Origin of the sequence: Lysinibacillus sp. VIII_CA (assembly GCF_049943995.1) — a bacterium.
In the GTDB taxonomy this organism is placed as follows: domain Bacteria; phylum Bacillota; class Bacilli; order Bacillales_A; family Planococcaceae; genus Lysinibacillus; species Lysinibacillus pinottii.
This window is the reverse complement of sequence record NZ_JBNFXM010000008.1, coordinates 110,918-132,100: the sequence shown is the minus strand read 5'-3', so window position 1 is coordinate 132,100 and position 21,183 is coordinate 110,918. Positions and strand designations below refer to the sequence as shown.

21 protein-coding genes are annotated in these 21,183 nt (G+C 36.0%); 8 read left to right on the top strand and 13 right to left on the bottom strand.

Going from position 1 to position 21,183, the window contains the following annotated elements:
• Positions 1–25: 25 nt before the first annotated feature.
• The 3 genes from ACP3VS_RS13100 to ACP3VS_RS13090 are packed head-to-tail and all read right to left on the bottom strand — an operon-like array spanning position 26 to position 3,653.
• Positions 26–1,372: a GntP family permease gene (locus ACP3VS_RS13100; RefSeq protein ID WP_036217787.1), complete on the bottom strand. Its 1,347-nt coding sequence runs from the start codon at positions 1,370–1,372 to the stop codon at positions 26–28.
• Between the two features lie 15 nt (positions 1,373–1,387).
• Positions 1,388–2,929, bottom strand: a complete 1,542-nt coding sequence (gene gntK / locus ACP3VS_RS13095; RefSeq protein WP_031416781.1) for a gluconokinase — start codon at positions 2,927–2,929, stop codon at positions 1,388–1,390.
• Positions 2,922–3,653 carry a GntR family transcriptional regulator gene (locus ACP3VS_RS13090; protein WP_012296161.1) on the bottom strand — a complete coding sequence of 244 codons (732 nt, stop codon included), beginning with the start codon at positions 3,651–3,653 and terminating at the stop codon, positions 2,922–2,924. The genes gntK and ACP3VS_RS13090 overlap by 8 nt, the downstream gene beginning before the upstream one ends.
• Before the next feature lie 235 nt (positions 3,654–3,888).
• On the opposite strand from ACP3VS_RS13090, the gene ACP3VS_RS13085 reads away from it, so the two are divergent.
• Positions 3,889–4,098, top strand: coding sequence for a hypothetical protein (locus ACP3VS_RS13085; RefSeq protein ID WP_036162467.1), 210 nt, complete (start codon positions 3,889–3,891; stop codon positions 4,096–4,098).
• Between the two features lie 176 nt (positions 4,099–4,274).
• The gene (locus ACP3VS_RS13080) at positions 4,275–4,553 is read left to right on the top strand and encodes a hypothetical protein (RefSeq protein ID WP_031416780.1); all 279 of its coding nucleotides are present in this window, start codon (positions 4,275–4,277) and stop codon (positions 4,551–4,553) included.
• Positions 4,554–4,607: 54 nt separating this feature from the next.
• Here ACP3VS_RS13080 and ACP3VS_RS13075 read toward each other — a convergent pair whose 3' ends face one another.
• Positions 4,608–5,099, bottom strand: coding sequence for a hypothetical protein (locus tag ACP3VS_RS13075; RefSeq protein ID WP_031416779.1), 492 nt, complete (start codon positions 5,097–5,099; stop codon positions 4,608–4,610).
• 152 nt (positions 5,100–5,251) lie between these two features.
• On the opposite strand from ACP3VS_RS13075, the gene ACP3VS_RS13070 reads away from it, so the two are divergent.
• From ACP3VS_RS13070 to ACP3VS_RS13055, 4 genes are all read left to right on the top strand, one after another.
• Positions 5,252–5,401 carry a hypothetical protein gene (locus ACP3VS_RS13070; RefSeq protein ID WP_227256946.1) on the top strand — a complete coding sequence of 50 codons (150 nt, stop codon included), beginning with the start codon at positions 5,252–5,254 and terminating at the stop codon, positions 5,399–5,401.
• 175 nt (positions 5,402–5,576) lie between these two features.
• Complete coding sequence (locus ACP3VS_RS13065; RefSeq protein ID WP_426388878.1) at positions 5,577–6,350, top strand: nucleotidyltransferase domain-containing protein; 774 nt, start codon at positions 5,577–5,579, stop codon at positions 6,348–6,350.
• A 378-nt stretch (positions 6,351–6,728) separates the two neighbouring features.
• The gene (locus ACP3VS_RS13060; RefSeq protein WP_426388877.1) at positions 6,729–8,210 is read left to right on the top strand and encodes a malate:quinone oxidoreductase; all 1,482 of its coding nucleotides are present in this window, start codon (positions 6,729–6,731) and stop codon (positions 8,208–8,210) included.
• 224 nt (positions 8,211–8,434) lie between these two features.
• Entirely contained in the window at positions 8,435–9,511 is a 1,077-nt protein-coding gene (locus ACP3VS_RS13055; RefSeq protein WP_426388875.1) for an ankyrin repeat domain-containing protein, read from the top strand.
• Between the two features lie 387 nt (positions 9,512–9,898).
• Here the strand turns inward: ACP3VS_RS13055 and ACP3VS_RS13050 are convergent, their stop codons facing one another.
• The 7 genes from ACP3VS_RS13050 to ACP3VS_RS13020 form a co-directional block, all read right to left on the bottom strand.
• Positions 9,899–10,558, bottom strand: coding sequence for a hypothetical protein (locus ACP3VS_RS13050; protein ID WP_031416775.1), 660 nt, complete (start codon positions 10,556–10,558; stop codon positions 9,899–9,901).
• A 129-nt stretch (positions 10,559–10,687) separates the two neighbouring features.
• Positions 10,688–11,095, bottom strand: coding sequence for a MarR family transcriptional regulator (locus tag ACP3VS_RS13045; protein WP_012296152.1), 408 nt, complete (start codon positions 11,093–11,095; stop codon positions 10,688–10,690).
• A 92-nt stretch (positions 11,096–11,187) separates the two neighbouring features.
• Positions 11,188–12,219 (bottom strand): alpha/beta hydrolase, encoded by a 1,032-nt coding sequence (locus tag ACP3VS_RS13040; protein WP_036165128.1) that lies wholly within the window; start codon positions 12,217–12,219, stop codon positions 11,188–11,190.
• A gap of 12 nt (positions 12,220–12,231) precedes the next feature.
• The gene (locus ACP3VS_RS13035) at positions 12,232–12,888 is read right to left on the bottom strand and encodes a hypothetical protein (protein ID WP_031416772.1); all 657 of its coding nucleotides are present in this window, start codon (positions 12,886–12,888) and stop codon (positions 12,232–12,234) included.
• Positions 12,889–12,890: 2 nt separating this feature from the next.
• Positions 12,891–13,298 carry a permease prefix domain 1-containing protein gene (locus ACP3VS_RS13030; protein WP_012296149.1) on the bottom strand — a complete coding sequence of 136 codons (408 nt, stop codon included), beginning with the start codon at positions 13,296–13,298 and terminating at the stop codon, positions 12,891–12,893.
• Positions 13,295–13,624 carry a PadR family transcriptional regulator gene (locus tag ACP3VS_RS13025; RefSeq protein ID WP_012296148.1) on the bottom strand — a complete coding sequence of 110 codons (330 nt, stop codon included), beginning with the start codon at positions 13,622–13,624 and terminating at the stop codon, positions 13,295–13,297. The genes ACP3VS_RS13030 and ACP3VS_RS13025 overlap by 4 nt, the downstream gene beginning before the upstream one ends.
• 174 nt (positions 13,625–13,798) lie before the next feature.
• Positions 13,799–14,989: a M14 family metallopeptidase gene (locus ACP3VS_RS13020; RefSeq protein WP_031416771.1), complete on the bottom strand. Its 1,191-nt coding sequence runs from the start codon at positions 14,987–14,989 to the stop codon at positions 13,799–13,801.
• A gap of 170 nt (positions 14,990–15,159) precedes the next feature.
• Here ACP3VS_RS13020 and ACP3VS_RS13015 point away from each other — a divergent pair, with 170 nt between their 5' ends.
• Positions 15,160–17,910 carry an ATP-binding protein gene (locus ACP3VS_RS13015; RefSeq protein WP_012296146.1) on the top strand — a complete coding sequence of 917 codons (2,751 nt, stop codon included), beginning with the start codon at positions 15,160–15,162 and terminating at the stop codon, positions 17,908–17,910.
• A 2-nt stretch (positions 17,911–17,912) separates the two neighbouring features.
• On the top strand, positions 17,913–18,767 hold the full coding sequence (locus ACP3VS_RS13010) for a CheR family methyltransferase (RefSeq protein WP_012296145.1): 855 nt from the start codon (positions 17,913–17,915) through the stop codon (positions 18,765–18,767).
• A 45-nt stretch (positions 18,768–18,812) separates the two neighbouring features.
• On the opposite strand, the gene ACP3VS_RS13005 is transcribed toward ACP3VS_RS13010, so the two are convergent.
• Complete coding sequence (locus ACP3VS_RS13005; RefSeq protein WP_012296144.1) at positions 18,813–19,958, bottom strand: SpoIIE family protein phosphatase; 1,146 nt, start codon at positions 19,956–19,958, stop codon at positions 18,813–18,815.
• Positions 19,959–20,094: 136 nt separating this feature from the next.
• Positions 20,095–21,126 (bottom strand): HAAS signaling domain-containing protein, encoded by a 1,032-nt coding sequence (locus ACP3VS_RS13000; RefSeq protein WP_012296143.1) that lies wholly within the window; start codon positions 21,124–21,126, stop codon positions 20,095–20,097.
• Positions 21,127–21,183 lie beyond the last annotated feature (57 nt).

The window sequence follows — 21,183 nt, the reverse complement described above, 5'->3', positions numbered from 1 at the left end:
ATGCTCGCTCCTTCTTTTCCATTTTTTAAACAAATAAACTTAGTAATAAAATAAATCCTAGACCAGCTACAGATACAATTGTTTCTAGCAACGTCCATGTGGCAAACGTTTCTTTCATACTTAACCCGAAGTATTCCTTAAACATCCAAAATCCAGCATCATTAACATGGGAAGCAATTAAGCTTCCCGCACCTGTCGCAAGAACCACCAATGCAAGGTTCACATCATGTTGGCCTAACATAGGGATTACTAGCCCAGCTGTTGTTAAAGCGGCAACCGTAGCTGACCCCAATGAAATGCGTAAAATAGCAGCAATAATCCATGCTAATAGTATGGGTGATAAGGTAGTTCCATGGAATAGTTCAGCTACATAATCACCAACGCCACCATCGATTAATACTTGTTTGAAGGCACCACCACCGCCAATAATCAGCAGCATCATGCCAATATGCGAGATTGCTGTTGTACATGATTCCATTACTTGCTTAATTGGAATTTTTCTTGCTATACCCATCGTATAAACAGCTACTAATAAGGAAATTAACATGGCAGTACCAGCCTCTCCAATGAAGCGGATTCCTGCTAATAAGCTGTTATCTTCGAAGCCTATTGTTTTTTGTAGCAGCGTAATTATAGTAGCGATGGACATTAAAATAACGGGTAACAATGCAGTGAAGACACTTATACCAAAGCTAGGAGTATCCTCCAGCTCAAAAGTCTTTTGCTCTCCTAAAGAGGCAATATTCCCAGTTTTATTGAATGATTCAGGCACTAATTTTTTAGCTACCTTTGTAAATAATGGCCCAGCTAAAATAACAGTTGGAACGGCGATAATAAAACCATAAAGTAATACTTCCCCGATGTTTGCCCCATATTCACCTGCAATCACCGTAGGACCTGGATGTGGGGGCAAAAATCCATGTGTGACCGATAAAGCAGCTGTCATCGGAATACCTAGATACAAGATAGAAACCTTCAATTGTCTCGAAATCGCGAAAACAATAGGTATTAATAGGACTAGCCCTACCTCAAAGAAAAGAGCAACTCCGATAATAAAGGATGCCGCAACAACCGCCCACTGAATATTTTTTTCTCCAAATTTGTTCACAAGGGTCATAGCAATGCGCTGTGCGCCCCCTGAATCAGCTATTAACTTACCTAGCATTGCGCCAAGTCCAAATATTAATGCCAAGTGACCTAGTGTACCGCCTAATCCGGTTTCAATCGTTTTCACAATACTATCTACAGGTATTCCAAGAACTAAGGCGACACCAAATGAAACAATGATTAAAGAGATAAACGTATTTAATTTAAAGACCATTATTAAAATTAACAGTGCAATAATACCAATTCCTACAATAACTAAAGGCATATATTTTCCTCCTTTTTAGTCAGGCTTTATTAAGCTCCTTTGGTATTGAGAAATAGACGCATAATCGTCTGCTAATACCCTTGATAAACGTATGAAAATAGGAAGTAGCTGTCTATATTCTTTTGCTGCCTCTTCTAAAGGTGTATGTTTATAAGTGTCACCAATCATATCAGCTACCACTTCAAAGGAATCAATTTTGCCAATTGCATATAAGCCTAAAATACATGCACCAAGGCAGGAACTTTCATAGCTTTCAGGTACTACTACCTCTGATTCAAAAATATCAGCCATCATTTGTCGCCAAATCTCTGATCGTGAAAAACCACCTGTTGCTTGAATGCGTGTAACGGGGCTTTCCATACATTCAAGTAATGCTAAGTACACGGTATATAAATTGTAGATAACCCCTTCAAGAGCAGCACGTATCATATGCTCCTTTTTATGTGACATGGTTAAACCAAAAAATGAACCACGTACATCTGGATTCCATAGAGGAGCGCGCTCACCTGATAAGTAGGGATGGAACAGTAGTCCATCAGCACCGGGTCTTACACGTTCAGCAATTTTCGTTAACACGTCGTACGGATCAATGCCTAATCTTTTAGCCGTTTCAATCTCAGAAGAGGCAAACTCATCACGAATCCAACGAAGAACCATGCCACCGTTGTTTACGGGGCCCCCAATAACCCAATGGTTTTCTGTTAAGGCATAACAAAAAATTCTTCCTTTGACATCCGTTTTGGGTTTACTAATAATCGTACGAATGGCACCACTTGTCCCAATTGTAACGGCAATTTCGCCTTCTCTAATGGCGTTAACTCCTAAATTTGAAAGTACACCATCACTTGCACCAATTACAAAAGGTGTTTGTGGCTCAATGCCAATGTGCTCAGCTAAAATTGGATTACAGTTAGTGAAATATTTAGTTGTTGGTACGAGCGTTGATAATTGTGCACTTGTAATTCCAGCTACTGATAAAGCTTCTTCATCCCAATCTAAAGTGTGAAGATTCATCATTCCCATAGAGGAGGCTAATGAATAATCTACGACATATTCGTTGAAGAACTTTTTAAAAATATATTCTTTAATGCCAATATATTTTTTTGTTTTACTAGCTAGTTCAGGGTGTTCCTTTACAAGCCATGTAATTTTACTTAGTGGGGACATTGGATGGATAGGGGTCCCCGTTCTTTTATAAATTTCATGTCCATTCCATTCATTCTTAATTTTATGTGCCCACGCCTCACTACGATTATCCGCCCAAGTAATGACAGGAGTTAACGGTTGGTCATTTTCGTCTATAGCGATTACACTATGCATGGCACTACTAAAGGATACAAATAATAATGGTTTGCCCGAATGGACCTTCATAATATTTGACATTGCTTGTAGTACAGCCTGATAAATCTCTTCTGGATTTTGCTCCGCTGTAGAAATATCAGGTGTATATAGTGGATACCCGATATTTTCTTGTTGAATTACTTCACCGTGCTCGCTGAATAATACAGCTTTTGTGCTAGTAGTCCCTATATCCACACCTAACATATAGTTAGTCATCGTGTGACTCAACCCCTTTTGATAGCATTTGCTGTGACCTCCATAGGTCTTCCACAGTCCCTTGAACATCGTCAAAATTGTCATGTAAAGACTTAATCATGAGCTTTCGATCTTTAGCTCGGATAGCATCTATATATAGCTCATGATTTTTCACAATACGAGTGAAATCATCGTATTTTTCAATAAAGCGCATGCGCATGGATAATAGTATTAACCCTTCCATTACTGGTTTCAAATTATTCCAGATCATCGCGATATAGGAATGTCCAATGGAGCGAATAATAGCTTCATGGAACATAACATCTTGATAAGAAAATTCATCTGCATCATTATATTTGATGGCAACCTTCATCATTTCTAATGTTTTGCTAAGTTCCAGTGTTAGGTTAGTTGTATCCATCTTGATAAGACGTTCAAACACAAATGTCTCAATCAGCAAACGAACATCATATATTTCTTCTATTTCCTTCTCCGACAAACCAATGACAACAGCGCCCATTTTCTCAAGTCTGATGATGTTTTCAGATGCCAATGTCCTTAAGGCTTCACGAATGGGTGAACGACTTACTTCAAAATCGGCTGCTAATTTGTTTTCTGAAAGAATGGTACCGCTTTCAATTAATCCTGAAATAATACGCATTCTAAGCTCATAAGCTACACGATCGCCAGTTGATGCCTTAGAAAGCCATTTTTGAGGATATAAATAATCCTTAGATTCGCTCATACTATCACCTTTTTTATCATAAGTATACTTGTATACAAGTATTATAATCAGAAAGAAAATAAGATTGCAAGCAACATAAAAGGAATAACAATGAGACATCGAGGAAAGAGCTTCTACAATAATACTTTGTATTTATGGCACATGCTTTCTTTTAACATGGACAAACTTTACAGTGAGAAGTTCTTAAAACACATATATGTTTTAAAGCTTTTCAAATAATTAGTGGAGGATGGTTATGTCAAATATGAATACAAATCGTAAAAATGCAAAAGTAAAAGAAACGAGAAGTGCAAGCATAACAAACCAACCTCGACAAATGCTCCAGGAAGAGTTTGGTTCGGAATTTGAACTTGATACATCTTCAGCTCAGGTTAATAATTTTGCTGAAACTAAAGGGAAAACAGGTATCAAACAACCAGTCAGTGAGCGTACTGCATGGCACTAGTTTATATTTGACAACTATTCAACACAATGAGAAGAACTAGGGTAGGTTCCTTAGTTCTTCACTTATAGCCTGGGAAATATTGTGTTTTTTAATATACTTTCCATACATATTTTCTAAACATTTCATAATACTACAGTTGAGCAATGAAAACTTTTTTAGGAAGGGAAGAGAATAGATTGGCAAAACACTCAGACACAAGTTGGAAACAGGATCATCCAAGTACATTATTTAGTAACTCGGTGCAAAAGGCAGATCGTATGTTAAAGCATGCAAAATCACATCCTGAGGAAATGGCTATCGAGCATGCATTTGACCAAATCAAACATGCAGAAAATGCGCGTCTTAATGCAGAGCAATATGGTGAACATTTGGATACAGTGCAGCAAAATAAAGATTATCTAGAGCAGATCAAGCAGCAGCTACATGAAATGAAAGAAAATATGTCGGGTCAGTAACAACCAAAAACGGCTTAAGTCCAAGTGAATGGACTTAGGCCGTCAAACTTTTTCTTAACACCAAACGACAATCTCGTATGGAGTAGTTTGGGCAGGTATACTTCTAGTAGTAGGACCATAAATAACAATTAGGTTTCGATTAGCAGGACTTTTTGTAAACGGTTGCCCATTTTTAAGTGATATAACGCTTGAAGGAGTAAGGTTTAATTGTAATTGCCCATCGCTGCTCACCAATTGTTGATTAAAAAAATCTACCTTTACATGTTGAAGGTTACTTTCTTTTACTACAATTAATGCACGATATTGCGGTGGATAAATCATAGGTACAGGTGCATCCCCATCATAATATCCAGTGATCCATTCACCTGCTGTAACAACTTCTTGATTCACAAAATAAGTAGAAGGAGAAATGACAAAGTTGACGACTCCGCCTACACCATCTTCGACACTCATCATTTTATAACAACCATCTCTGTCCCCATTTTGCCCCACTGGAAAATCACTAATTTGTGTGATGATACCACGAAACGATTTAAAATTTACCATAGCCATTCCCTTCTAAAATCATTCTTGTTCCTTTATTTAATTTATGTAGCATTGTAGGTTGAGGTGACAGACTCATAAATAGGTATTACTATTTTGCATGATCCTCATCTATACTTAACATGTTTACTATAAAGTTAGAGGAGTGGAATCTATTGAAGTGGATTTCTAAAAATAAGAAGGCCTTTTTATTAGTAGTAGTGGTTGTCATTATCATTGCGGGTATATTCGATATCAAATATGAGGGATTATTCTATCAACTATTGCCACCATCTATGCAAAGTTTTTTATCTGATTTATTTTAATAGCTAAAGACCATATCAAAATCCTTCCAGAAGTTCACTCTCGAAGGATTTTTCGTTTTCCTTCTTTATTCTACCCACTATTTGAAGGAGGTCTAAGCAATTATTAAAAATCCTAGGTTATCTGTTTTTGTTAATGGAATACGACAAACAAATGCATAATAAAGATGGGAAGTGGATGTTCTTGAAAAATTGGAGAAAAGCACTAGAACTTTTTTTAAACGATTGGCAGAGCAGAGATGAAGTTGTAGGTGCGTTAGTTTGTGGGAGTTATGTTACAGGAAATCCTTCCGAACGGTCTGATATAGATGTGCATATTATTTTATCGAATGATGTGACATGGCGAGAAAGGGGTAATCAAATAATTGATGGCTTTCTGATCGAATACTTTGCTAATCCACCAGGTCAAATTCGGCGCTATTTCCAAGATGATTTTAAAAAACATAGGACAATGTCGATGGTACAATTTCAAACAGGGCAAATTTTATTTGATTATACTGGAATAATAAATGAATTGAAATTAGAGGCAGATGCATGGCTAGAGAAAAATTATGAAGCAATTGATAAAACAGTTCAAGAAATACAAAAATATGGATTATGGGATGCTTTGGATAATGTAAAAGATTGTTACGAGCAAGAGAAAGGAGACTTTATCTTTGTTTATCATAATGCATTAGCTTTTTTGTTTATGGAGTATAGTCAGTTTTTACAAATCGATACAATTCCTATTCATCAAATTCATTCCTATCTTGTAGATACTATCTATCTGCAAAAGTATATGAAGTCAGCCTTTCCTGATGAGCGCTTTAAACAAATGTTTCTGCATGCCCTGAAAGAGAACAATGCTGAACAGATGTTGAAATCATTGGAGGCATTGGTTAGTTATGTGTTACAACAAATGGGTGGTTTTTGTATAGATGGCTGGCATGTAAAAAGCCCAATAGAAGGTTAATCTGCCTCATTCTGATATGAGACGCGTGTCAGTTTTTATGTTACTATATAAATATAATAATAAAATAGAATATATTTTTTATGAAAATGTCAACCATTTTTAGGCCCGTTATTCCATAAAACTTAAAATATCCTAGTTTTGTGTCTAATAAAAAGTGAGTTTTTTGCTTGAATTATGATGATAAAGGCTCGAAAAAAGCTGATAACTCTCATATAAATAGTTGATATTTTATTCTTGAACTAATTGTGATAAACTGCAATAAGGTAATAATTGATACAGAAATGGTGTGCTCCGAGGGTTGCTCCATGGCTTACAGTACTTCTAAAGCAGGAGTGCTTACATCCTTTCTGCAAATCTTAACATATAAGGAAGGTAAAAATGAGTAACAGACAAATAAAATCAGATGTTATCTTAATTGGTGCCGGAATCATGAGTGCAACTTTGGGAACAATCCTCAAAGAATTAGCACCAGATTGGAAAATTACAGTGTTTGAGAAGCTTGAGAAAGCAGGCGAAGAAAGTTCTCACGAATTGAACAATGCGGGAACTGGACATGCTGCACTATGTGAGCTGAACTACACTTCAGAGAAAAAAGACGGATCAATCGATATCAAAAAAGCGATTAATGTTAATGAACAGTTCCAGGTTTCAAGACAATTTTGGTCGTATCTTGTAAACAATAAGCTGATCAATAATCCACAAGACTTCATTATGCCTTTACCACATATGAGCTTAGTGCAAGGGAAAGAAAATGTTGAGTTTCTAAAAAAACGTCATGAGACAATGATTCAAAATCCTTTATTTGAAGGAATGGAATTTTCAAATGACCCTGAAACACTAAAAAAATGGATTCCACTTATTATGGAAAATCGTCCAGCTGGTGAAGACATTGCTGCAACAAAAATTGACACTGGTACAGATGTTAACTTTGGTGCTTTAACACGCATGTTAATTGACCACTTAAAAGCAAAAGACGTGGATGTTAACTACAATCATAGTGTTGAAAGTTTAAAACAAGCTAGTGATGGTTCATGGGAAGTACGAGTGCATGATTTAGACGGCTGTAAAATGGAATATCATTCAGCAAAATTTGTCTTCCTTGGAGCTGGTGGAGGTAGCCTAGAATTACTACAAAAATCAGGTATTCCTGAAGGGAAACATATTGGTGGATTCCCGATTAGTGGATTATTCTTAGCATGTAATAACCCAGAAGTGGCTGAACAGCACCATGCAAAAGTGTACGGAAAAGCAAAAGTGGGTGCCCCACCAATGTCAGTTCCGCATCTTGATACACGTTATATTGATAATAAGAAGTCGTTACTATTTGGACCTTTTGCAGGTTTCTCACCGAAATTCTTAAAAACAGGTTCAAATATGGATTTATTTGCCTCTGTAAAACCGCATAATATCACAACTTTATTAGCGGCAGGCGTTAAAGAAATGGGATTAACAAAATATCTAATCCAACAGCTTATGCTTTCAAAAGAGCAACGTATGGAAGAATTACGTGAATTCATTCCAAATGCGAAGAGTGATGATTGGGATATTATCGTAGCTGGTCAACGTGTACAAGTTATTAAAGATACAGAAGCAGGCGGTAAAGGAACGCTTCAATTTGGTACAGAGGTTGTAAGTGCAGCCGATGGATCAATTGCTGCTTTACTAGGAGCTTCACCAGGTGCTTCTACAGCTGTACATGTAATGCTAGAAGTTATTAATAAATGTTTCCCTCAACATATGAAAGAGTGGGAAGCAAAGATTAAAGAAATGATTCCTTCTTACGGATTATCATTAGCAGAAAACCCAGAGCTTCTAAAAGAAATTAATGCAACAACAGATGAAGCACTTCGTTTGAAGTAAAGATCAATTATATAGATGTTTAAAGAGCTCTTAATCCTTAGCGATTAGGAGCTTTTTTGTGGTCATCTTTTCCTGGGAAATTTTTGATAAATAGTTTCCCTTTTTAATATAAATCTTTTTCCACGCTCATTGAATGGCATTAAACTGTAAGCATTATGCCCCGTTGTTTAATAGGGTGTTATTTTCTATACTTTTTTATAAACGTAGGAAGGGAGCTAAGTGGGATGATTAAATTAAAAGATATCGGAACATTTCCGGCAATGCCGGAAATTGCGATGCATATCTATTCTAGTAATATAGCTGCATTACAGGCTGCAAAAGTCAATGGCTGGGATATTGAAGAAGAGATTATTTTAAGTAAACACATATCGTTAAGTCCTTTAGATCTAGCACTGATTGCTGAAAAGTTGGATGTTGTAAAGCTATTAATCGACTATCATGTTAATTTGAATGTTGATCAAAATCCTTCTTTCTTAAGAGCTGTTCGATATTGTAAAGAAAATATAATTCGCTATATTGTTGCACATGGGGCAAAATTGAATGGACATAATCGTGTGGGTTCTGGTGCCTACTCGCAAGCCTATTATGGCAATAAGAAAAATATCCCACTTATTCATGAACTCGGGCTTGATATAAAGCAGCATGGTGGGGCAGTATTACGTCAGGCAGTATCAAATTATGACAAAAATATGGTTACCTATTTACTTGATCAGGGAGTCGATATTAATGATCAAAAGCCCGATATGGTTTATCCGTATGAGCCGACACCATTAACGGTTGCAACACGTATGGGTCATCTAGCAATGGTGAAGTATTTGGTCGAGCGGGGGGCAGATATATCATTGAAGGAGAAAGATGGAGAAAGAGCGTACACCATTGCAGTAAGTGTAAAAAATTTAGAATTAGCTCAATATTTGAAAGAGCTAGAGCCTGCTGAGTTTCATCAGGTAGAAAATAAAAAAGATGCATTAAAAAAAGATAAATTACCGAAGGAGCTACTTCATTTTCTGACAGGCAATCAATTACATCTTAAGCTTGCAGTCAATAATTATGATATTCAGTACATCGATTTTTTCAAACTAACGGATACAATTGAGATGAAGATTGGCCGTCAAAAAATGCTACGTCTTTCAGCCACTATCGATCAGTACTCTGATTTGCAATTGGTATGGAACCCAAAGGGAAAGGTAGGGTGTTACGATTTGGAGCATGAGGTATATGCAGATTTAAGTAGCTTTACAGAATTCCTTGCTAGACCAGAAATGTACCTGATTCAATTTCTTGAAGGAGAACTCTCATAATATAGCAAAATTTACTTCATGCGTTCGCTCTTCCAGATAGGTAGTAAAGACATGCAAAATAAGCTAGTAGAAGAGCGTTGAAGTTCTGTTCCTTTAACGCTCTTTCGTATTAACTTTTAATCTTTGAGAAGCAAAAAGTTATAGGAAGTTTTACATATTTTGCACAAAAGAACAGCAGTATAGCTACTAGCAAGGATAGAGGAATGCTGATTATAACAGGTAATTCTACGCCATACCAGATGCTCATCTTAATTTGATGAAATCCAAATGTTCTTAAAAAGCCAGCTAGTATGGAAAGAATGCCACTTAACAATAGGCCAGCGTATAATACCGATAATACAACCAGTGCTAATGAACAAAAAAAAGCTTGTAGCCATTTTAGAAATATCACTCTTTTTCCCTCCGTATAATGTGTTGCACCTTTGCGTTAGAAGCAACAGAGTAGTCATCTGAATAGTATAGAGTTTCAATATGGCAATGTTCCCCTACAATAACAACTTCACCTTCCACAATTTTTGCCTTTGTATAAGCTAGTTTCAAGTGTTTGCCGCTAATAGTATGGCAACTTAATTTTTTCTTCAAAAATGAAAGTAGTGTTACCCTATCCTTTTCTACCGAAATATTTTTAGCCGTTAACAGGTTAATTTCACTCTCCCCTGACAATTTTAAGTGAAAATGCTCAGCCGTTATTTCTGCAGCCTTTACAATTCCAATAGCATCGAGCTTCCCGCACTGTAATTTCCCTTCAGCCGACAGCTTTCCAGAGCTACTAATCTTTTGAATATGACCACTACATAATTTTATGTTTCCGGCATTCATGAGCGCTTCCATTTCGCAATAATCCTTTAAAGTACAAGATCCTGTACTAGTAAATGATTGGACGATAACAGGAAAATAAAAGGAGCTATGGCCATGAGTAGACACTTTTTTTAGACGTACCTCTTGTTGAATTGCTACAGCACCTCGAATATTTAATTGCTCGTAATCAGCATCCAAATTTTTAATACGACCGTTTGTTAGTGTAAGGGTGCGGAGATTTTGAAACATAAAAGTCACCTCATTATAATTTAATTAATATATATTTTAATAAATAAAATATATATTAATTAAATTATATGCAACTTCCATTTGTCAAGAACCAACCAATAAAAAAAGGATTTCAAGTTTATTGAAATCCTAAAAGATTTTATTCATTAGCTTGTTTACTTCGCTTAAGATCGTGGCCATGTCCATGAGTTTATCTTGGGAAAATTTTAAAAAGATTTCTTGGACCTTTTCATCACCAGTACTTGTTAAAACCATTTTGACCACGCGACGATCATTATTTTCTCTAATTCGTTGAATGAGCGCTAGTTTTTCCAGTTTATCGCACATAGAGGTTACAGCTCCAGGTGTCACACTAAAGAAATCTGCAATTTCTGTCGCTTTCATACCGCTATTGATTTTAAGTTGTAGAAGTAGGATTAGCTGGTTTTGTGATAGCGCTTCTCCTTCAGATAAAAGGTCTACAAACATTTTCGATTTTTGCTGTATTTCTAGCATTTCTTTCATAATGATTTCAACATTATGTAGACTGTCAGCCATATAATCACGTCCGTTAAAATATTTAATAATTGAATTATATAGCAAGTGAATATATCTTTCCAAGAATACAATATCTCTAAAGAAATAAGCTTTTATTGTTTAAAAGTTGCGTGCATCCATTCAAAGAATCTTTTCTTTTCTTCGAATTGTGGATAGTGTGCAGATTGCTCGTAAGCTATAAATTCTTTTTTCTCTGCCCTGATTTGGTCGAAGTAATTTTTTGCTGCGTGTGAGGATGTTTGATAATCATAGTTGCCCATTAAAAAATAGAAGGGTAAATCAAGCTTTTGGACTTTTGTTGGAAGGGGGTGCTGCATGACCTCTTTTAATAAAGCCTCTTGAGACAAGGATAAGCCATAGTTATAGCGGATAATATCTAACAAATTATACTCTTTACTGAACAGCATTCCTAGCATATTTCCATCAGGATTATCTATTAATCTGGTAGCACCACCATATTTGTTTACGTAATTTCTAGGCGTAAACATTGTACCATTTTTAATGGCATCAGCTATCTGTTGTAAATATAAAACATCTTCTTTGTTGCCTTGCAGTTGAGCCTGATTGATTGTGAAATTTAAACTATCGTTCTCACTTTCGATTGTATTGCTCATTTGTCCTATCCCAATATAAGCTTCATATTTTTCAGGGGCGTTAGCGGCTGCTTGTGTAGCAATATATGTACCATAGGAATGGCCAATTAAGATGACTTTTTCTTTGTCTAGTCGTTTAGCTATATAATCAGTCAGTCCTAATAAATCCTCCACAAGCAAATCAGAAGAAAGATTAGAATAGTCCTCGAAAAAATGATAGGATTTCCCACTAGCACGCTGATCATAATGGACCACCGTAAACTCCGTTTCTAGTAAATCCTGATATTTTTTTGCGTAGGGTATTTCAGAGCAGCCAGGTCCGCCATGAACAAAAATAATAACAGGGTTAGCTTTATCCTGACCTCGGATCATTATTTCATGACCAGTGCCATTAATTTCAACTTGCTCTAAAGCGCTAATGCTGGTTGAGCCTTTTATGGAGGAGGTCCATGTTGGGAAGAGCAGCATCAATAGTAGTAAAAGTACAATGACTATCACCATATATTTAATAAAATTAATAGATGTCTTCATCGGATTTCTCCTTTACATGCGTTTCGCGAATGTCGCTTGATACATTCTTCTTTTATACACATAAAAATACATACTCAGAGGCCACCAAAGCGTAACAAAAATAGGGTAGATTGCCCATATAACTCCTGGTGAAGAAACAATATTGACGATGATAAAAAAGATACTTATTAAAAATGTAGCAGTGACGGAGAAAGCCACAAATGTTTTTCGTTGAGCATGGTATAAGGCTAAGGGCCACCACATAACTAAAAATGCAGGATAAATTGCCCAAGGGTATTGAGGTGATAAAATGATGTTTACTAAAGCATAATAAATAATAGTAGAAGCACAGCCTATTAGTGCGATTTTTAGCGTTTTTCCTTTTTCATCTAAGTACATCAGAATGGGCCACCAGACAATAGGGTAAATGGCGTAAATGAACCATGGATGATCTGGTGTGTAAATATAGTTTTCTATAATAAGAAACACGATAATCATCGTACTACAAATAATTGAATATTGTTTATACATTTTTTTATACATACAGATGATCGTAATCGGCCAAAGTAACAGCAGTAAGCAAGGATAGATAAACCACATTGTTTGGGGCGATGTCGTGAAATTGACGATACCTAAAAAAATCATTGTCATGATGCTCCCAGCTAATGAAAAGTTAATAAAATTCTTCATATTTATTCACCCCATCTCTTACGTGACCATACAAAGTACATGGACAATGGCCACCAAAGGATAGCGAATATTGGATAGATTGCCCAAATTGTTTGTGGTGTGTAATAAAGATTAATAAAAATAAAAAATGCAATAATTAAGCCACTACCCCAAAGAGAGAACTCTAAATTTAATTTAGCCATGTTTTTCTTAGCAGGTACCTTAACGCCTAGTTCCTTTTTTAAATCTTCTATGTCTCCAAACTCTACAATTGCTTTATTGATGGCATCCTCTTGTTCTTTTCCCTGATCCATCAAATAAAAGACTTTCTCTTCAAGATTTTCAATAATTTCTTGTTTAACCATTTCCGTTTCGTTGTTGCGAGGAATACCCTTAAACAGCTCATCAATATGGTTTTTTATTCTCTTCATTCGACGCCCTCCATAAATAAATCAATAATTTCTTTTACTTCCGACCATTCTTTCGCTAACTCATTTAAATAGGCCTTACCCAATGAGGTAATACGGTAATACTTTCTTTTGCCACCATGTGAAACATCTCCATAATAGGCTTCAATAATTTCTTTTTTCTCAAGACGTTGAAAAACAGCATACAAAGTTGCTTCTTTAATCTGAAATCGATTATTTGTACGGAGACTTATTTCCTGAGAAATTTCATAGCCATAGCGGTCTTTTTCTGAAATGAGCCGTAAAATAATCGAATCCAAGTGTCCTCGGATAATATCACTGCGAACCATAAGTCACCTACTTCATTTTATTGCTCTATCTGTCAGAGTAATATTAGCAAACATTACTCTGCCTGTCAAAGTAATTTATTTTCTTTTTTTTAGAGCACGATAAAAGAACTCCATTCACTAGAAAGTGCCCAAAAGGACAATTTCATAGCAAATGGAGTTAACGATCATACCTCTCTACATATATAACCCTGCAAGAAAAATTCCCCTAGCTTCCTCATAAATATCATCAAATTGACTTATCGGGAGAGGGTTTGTGCCACTTCCTAATTCAACGGTAAAGCCTGGCCTACGCCAATCTTGGATAAACCAATCTTTATAGCCAGCATAGCTCCCAGCAGATTGAATCGGTTCATAGCCACTCACTCGACTAAACTCATTAACAAGCACCTCTGATTCAGGTGGTTCAAGATTTTCAAAGCCCCAATAGATAACGCGACCTTGTGTATGAAAGGCTAGTACTCTTGCAAAATCACGCTGCTTGGTCAAATCAGCCATAGCTATGGCTTCAGGCTCAGACAAAGGCCTTTCCCCGCCATAATCTCTAGGACCAGGAGTTTTCGGGTTACGGGCGCTTTCTAATTCCCATTTGGCAGGAAACTGATCATTTAAATCAACGCCATGGATGTTTGCCTTCCAGCCAGAAAAATCAGAGCTACCATTATTCCATGAAATGAGCTGATTTTTTAATGATTCATCATTTGGGGGACCTTGTATGACTAAATTGACCCCATCGGGATTTACCATTGGTACTACGGATAGGGTCGTTTGCTGATAAAGAGGAAATAAAGAAAGTCCACTCATATTATTTTGGTTAGTGAGAGCGAGCAAATAGTCATTTAAAAATGTTAGAATAATAGGAGTAGTAATCCATTCATTTGCATGGAAGGAGCCGTTATAATGAACACGTTTAGTTCCATTGCCAATTAATAGCTCTGGTATTTCTTTACTTAAAACGGAGCTACCAATGGTAGTACTGCGAAGAAATGGATAGGCGTCAACTAGCCTTTGAATATCATTCATCATGATGTTGTACGTATAATTTTGTTTACCGTCAATTAAGCGCCATGTTAAGCGTTGTGGTATATGAATCATCTGGCCAATCTGTAATTGATTTGGATGAAGACCCGGGTTTACAAGTAATATAGCAATAAGTGGTAGATTATACCGCTGTGCAATTTGCCAAAGGGAATCCCCTTGTTTCACCTGATAGTTAATGGTCACAAATCCAGGAATACGAATGCGTTGCCCAACTCTTAAAAATTGAGGATTTATATTGGTATTGGAATCTAAAATGAGTGGAAGAGGTATTTTAAATACTTCACTGAAATGCCAAAGTGAATCTCCTGGCCTTACGAATATATCCACATGCATTCTCTCCTTAGTTAGAAATAGTTCAATATAAAATGTATATGTGAGAAATTAATACTTATTAATGCTAAAGCCGTAAAATTTCTTTAAATGAATATTTAAGATGGTATTCTAGTCACATTTATAACAAAAATAGAGTTTAGGAAAGGTAAAGGTAGGAAAACCAAATGTTAAATAAATTAAAATTGGGTATACGCTCCAAGATTACATTGGGTTATATTATCATCATTCTTTGCTTACTTGCATCAGTGATCATCCTAAATAATCAAATTACTTCTTTGCAAAAGGAAAGAAATTTTATTATTAAGTACGACTCTAATGTGAAAACATTAACCAATGATATTGAAAAATATATATTGGATATGGAATCAAGTCAGCGAGCTTTTATTATTACGGGTGAACCTAGTTATCTGGAGCCCTATGATAATGGAGCGGAAAACTGGAAAATAGATTTTAATGATCTTTATCAGCAAATGAAAGATAAACCAACCCAGCAGGAAAAATTGAAAGAGATAGAGGAAACGATCGATCATTGGGTTGAAACAACGGGTGGGCCAACTATTCAATATAAAAAGGACGGTAATACAAAAGCGTTAACGGAATTTTTCAAAGTTGATAATGGACGCCAAGACATGGAAAAAATGCGCAAATTATTCGATGCATTCCGTGCAACTGAAAATACTTATACACAAGCAAAGGCCGCTCAGTTAGACAAACAAAATAGTCAATTAACAAGTGGTCTATTTGGGATTTTAATTTTGGTTTCTGTAATTGCTATTGTTATAGCAAGTGGCATTTCCCGTTCCATTGTCAAAACTATAACAGAAGTAACACAAACGATTCAGGAAATGGCTGCCACGAAGGGTGATTTCAAGAGAAGAATACATGTGAATACAAATGATGAAATTAATGAGCTTGCTGATGCAACCAATATATTATTGGAATCGGTAGAGAAGAGAGAGTGGTTACAAACCAATATTGCTGATATTGTAACAAAATATCAAGGTATTTCAGCTATTACGAAATTGGCTGAAACCTTCCTGTCAGAAATGGCACAGAAAACACAGGCGTCTCTTGGAGCATTCTATGTTCGGGAAGAGGCAGAGGAACAAGTACTATTTATAAAAAAGGCGGCTTTTGCTGACGGAGATGATCGTGTCGGTATGGAGAGCTTTAAAGTAGGACAAGGTTTAATCGGTCAATGTGCATTAGAAAAAAGAGTTTTATTCTATGATAATATTCCGCAAGACTATCGTTTAATTAGAACAGGGCTAGGTGAAATAAGACCCAAGCATATTTTATTGATTCCTGTTATTTTCGAAAATGAAGTTATAGCGGTTGTCGAGTTAGCTACAATGACTAAATTTAATGCATTGCAACAGGAGTTAGTGAAGCAGGTTACTGAAACCTTTGGCTTAACTGTAAATGGTGTATTGGGGCGTATGGAGATCGTTCGATTATTAAATGAGTCAAGAGCAATGACGGAGGAGTTACAAGTTCAATCAGAGGAACTTCAAACACAATCTGAAGAATTACAAATGCAGACAGAAGAGCTGACGATGATTAACGAGCAGCTTGAAGAGCGAACGAAAGAGGCAGAGTCCAAATCACGTGAGCTAGAAAAGGCTAAGCAAGAATTAGAGGAAAGTGCAGAACAGCTTATACTTAATTCTAATTACAAATCTGAGTTTTTAGCAAATATGTCACATGAGCTTAGAACGCCTTTAAATAGCATTTTAATTTTGTCAGAGATGTTAGCAGAGAATAGCCAAGACCACTTAACAGATGAGGAAACGGAATTTGCGAAGGTTATCCATTCCTCAGGTGAGGATTTACTTGCATTGATTAATGATATTTTAGATTTATCTAAAGTGGAGGCAGGGAAGCTAGATATCATCTTTAATGAAGTGAATATGAGTGAAGTACCTGTTCAAATTGAGCATACTTTTGCACCTGTCGCGATGAAGAAAAATATAGATTTCCATATTTCAAAGGCAGATCATGTTGTCGACGTATTCTATACAGATGAAAAGAGATTTCAGCAAATCATAAAGAACTTATTATCAAATGCCTTTAAGTTTACGGAGCATGGATCTGTAACTTTAGCGATTAATCAGCTTGCACAGAGCCAGCTTACAAGTAATATGCAAGATATTAGCGATGATTGGCTAGAAATTACTGTTTCAGATACCGGTATAGGAATTCCAAAAGACAAGCATCAATTGATCTTTGAGTCATTCCAGCAAGCAGACGGTGCTACCGTTCGAAAATATGGTGGAACAGGACTTGGTCTTTCAATTTGTAAGGAGTTTGCGAAACTACTTGGTGGTTGGATTACATTGCAAAGTGAAGAGGGACAAGGTAGTAGCTTTACGTTAACGATTCCAAGCTTACCAAATGGAGTCGAAGAGGATCATTGCGATAAGCTTGCTGCTTTGAATGAGGTAGCTGTGACAATTGAGGAAGATGTACCGAGAGAAGAGCCATCGCAGGATAATAGGGAAGTTTTAAAGCATGATGAGGTAGAGGTTTTTCAAGGGAAAAATATATTAATCGTCGACGATGATAACCGTAATATTTATGCCTTAAAAACAGCACTTGAAACAAGAGGCATGAACATTTTAGTGGCTAAAGATGGACTTGAATGTTTAGAGGTTTTGCAAGCTCATCATGAGATTGATTTAGTGCTTATGGATATTATGATGCCGAATATGGATGGTTATGAAGCAATGACTATTATTCGTCAACAAATGAAGCGGACTGAACTACCGATTATCGCCCTGACGGCGAAGGCTATGAAGAATGACCGGGATAAATCATTGCAAGCTGGTGCATCTGATTATATTAGTAAACCATTAAATTTAGATCAATTAATATCCGTTTTAAGAGTATGGTTAGTTTCTAAAGGGAGTATATAAAGATGGAACATTTTGAGCCTTTGGAGCAAAATATACAATTGAATAAACAAACAAATTTAGAAATTGATTTGTTATTAGAGGCTATTTATCGATTATCAGGCTATGATTTTCGGCAATATAACCGTTCTTCCATTTCACGTCGAATTTTTAATAGGATGAGAATAAATAGCATTCCAACTATTTCTCGCGTTCAGGAAAAGGTCATTCATGATCAGGCGTTTTTAGAGCAGCTATTAAACGATTTTTCAATCAATGTCACAGAAATGTTCCGCAACCCAAGCTTTTTTAAGGCATTCCGTGAAAAAGTGATTCCAACCTTACGTGAATACCAGGAAATCCGTATTTGGCATGCTGGCTGTGCAACTGGTGAGGAAGTATACTCTATGGCCATTTTGCTTCAGGAGGAAGGGCTCATAGACAAGGCTGTCATTTATGCAACAGATATGAATGAGCAGGTATTAGAAAAGGCTAAAAAGGGGATTTTTCCTATTCATAAAATGCAGGCATATACGAAGAATTATATGCTTGCAGGGGGAGCCCATGCTTTTTCGGAATACTATAAGACGGATTATCAATATGCTTATTTCCATTCAACATTATTGAAAAATATTATTTTTGCTCAGCATAACCTAGTGACAGATCAATCATTTAACGAATTCCATGTTATCTTATGTAGAAATGTCCTTATTTATTTTTCGCCGCAGCTGCAAAGTCAGGTCCATCGTTTGTTTTATGAAAGCCTAAGTGACAAAGGGTTTTTATGTTTAGGCGATAAGGAAACATTGCGCTTTGAAGAGGTTATTTCGAATTATAGGGAATTTATTGGTAACGAAAGAATTTACCAGAAAATAGATTAAAAGAAAGAGGCTACCGCCATCACTCGGTAGCCTCTTTTCTTTTATTTATACTGTAGCACTTGCTTGAATCATTAATACACACATATCATCAGGTTGATTGTCTTGTTTGTCTTTAGGCAATAGGTTGTCGATCAGAGGTTGGGTATACTTCCATTTAGAAGATGTTAGCGTTTGCAAATGCTTTTCTGATTCTATTTCACAAGGTCCCATTGCCTCTAATACTCCATCTGTAAACATAACAATTTGTAGATCTTTTTCATATTGAATATATTGTTTTTTAACTTTAATTTCATCGAAAAAGCCGACTGCGCAACTACCTTGATTTAATGGGATACATGTTTTTTCATCAACTAAGGCGTATCCTGCAGGATGACCAGCGTTTATATATTCGACTGTTTTTTGTTTCGTATCAATTACTAAATAAATCGCTGTGAAATAATAAAGATTTTCATCCTTGCCATCCTGTAAGAGGGCCATATAACGATTCAGTTCTTTAATAACAAGTTCAGGGTCGTTTAATTGTTTAACGGCCTCCCTCAAAACCGAGGAGATAAACATACAAACTAGCGCTGCAGATATACCATGGCCCATCATGTCCAATAAAATAATAGCATAACGATGATCGTCTATTTTATGCCAATAATACATATCACCAGCCAAGTTAGAGGATGGTAAGTAAGAGACTTCTAGACGAATATCTTTTTCATTTAAAGGTGGACTAAGCAGGCTTCTTTGTACATGAGTGGCTAAATCCAATTCATATTGGATTTTCTTCTCATGTTGTGTGTGCCAATCTAATTCAGCTTTTAAACGTAGGGCAACTCGGATTCTAGCAAGCAATTCCGTTTTATTAATCGGTTTTGTAATATAATCTACGCCCCCGATATCTAATGCTTCTGCGAGTTTGTTTTTATCCTCAAGGGCTGTAACAAAGATAATTTGAATATCTCTTAATCTTTCAATTTGCTTAATACGTTTGCAGGCCTCTATACCATCTACTTCAGGCATCATAATGTCCAATAAAATTAAATCAACTGAGCTTCCGGTTGGATTTGGTTCATTTAATTGTAAATAATCAAATAGCTCATTAGCAGATGAAAGAGAAACACAGTGTTCATAACCTGCATTTTTCAGTATTTTTTCAATGACAAATAAATTGACTTGATTGTCATCTACTAGAAGAATGGTCATAGTTATTTCCCCTTACTCTAATTGAATTGTGCAGATTATTATTCGTGTATATAAATTATTTCCAACTTTATTATTATACAAAACATTAGAGGAGAAAGGTATTTTAGCGATTTGAGATTAGCTTTCAATCATATATTTACAATTTATCACTTTTAGAGATTGGTATTTTAGCTTTTCTAAATCCTTGATATATATCAAATGCATTGGCTAAAACAGCAATAATCATACTGGCAAGCAGGATCTTATCTATGACAGATGAGACATTTTCTTTGTTAGTTTCTACGATTGCTGCAATGTACGGAATGGAGGCACTATGGATAAAATCCTGATGAACAGCAATGAGAATAAATACAATAGTTCCCACACTTTGAAGTAATGCATTGATGATAGCAATCGTCATGGTCCATTGCCCAGTACGCCATTTTAAAAAGGTTAAGGCAAGACTAAGAATTATACAGAGCATGACGATGAGGGCATAGGATTGTAAAAGATTTTGATTCAAAATAGGCATAACAAATTTTAAACTACCATTTCCATTTGTTGTATAAATACCTAAAAGACGATTGGCGTTCCAATAAACAAAGGTAAAAATAATAGCCCCTACAAAGCTAAAAATTGTATCACTTAAAGTGATGATTTTTTCCTTAGGAACGGTTTTAATTTTTAAACTTTCGGGTGTCCATTCCTTGGTGTCATTCAAGAAAGGCAACAATTGAATTTTGCTCGGATCAGAGCGTTCTAGGACGATGAAAAAAACGGTGATCCAGAACAATACATGAAATGATACAGAAATAATGGTAACAATCGTCATAGCAAATGTTGAAATGATAGTGGAGAGCATGGCCTCTTCTCCAGAATAGAGAAAAATTCTCTCAATCACTTGAACAATGACCGTTATAAAAATAGCCCAAGGGAAAACGAGTTTAATGGTTCTAGTGTATGGATCAAACACGTTTGGACCAATTAAAAAACGAGGCGTATCCTGGTAGCTAGCTGCAACTTTTGCAGGGCTTCCAAGCTCTTTTAGCACTTTCATGATATCTGCTTCTGAATAGGGTTCTGGCAACATATCTTCAATAGTAGCTTTAAGCTCAAGCTTTATGTTTTCACGTCTATTTTTATGTAGTCTTTTAGATACTTCTTCAATATACGCATCAATTAAAGTCATTTCCTTATTCCTCCTTTAATCATTTACATTGTTCACATGTGCAGTGGTAATATATGT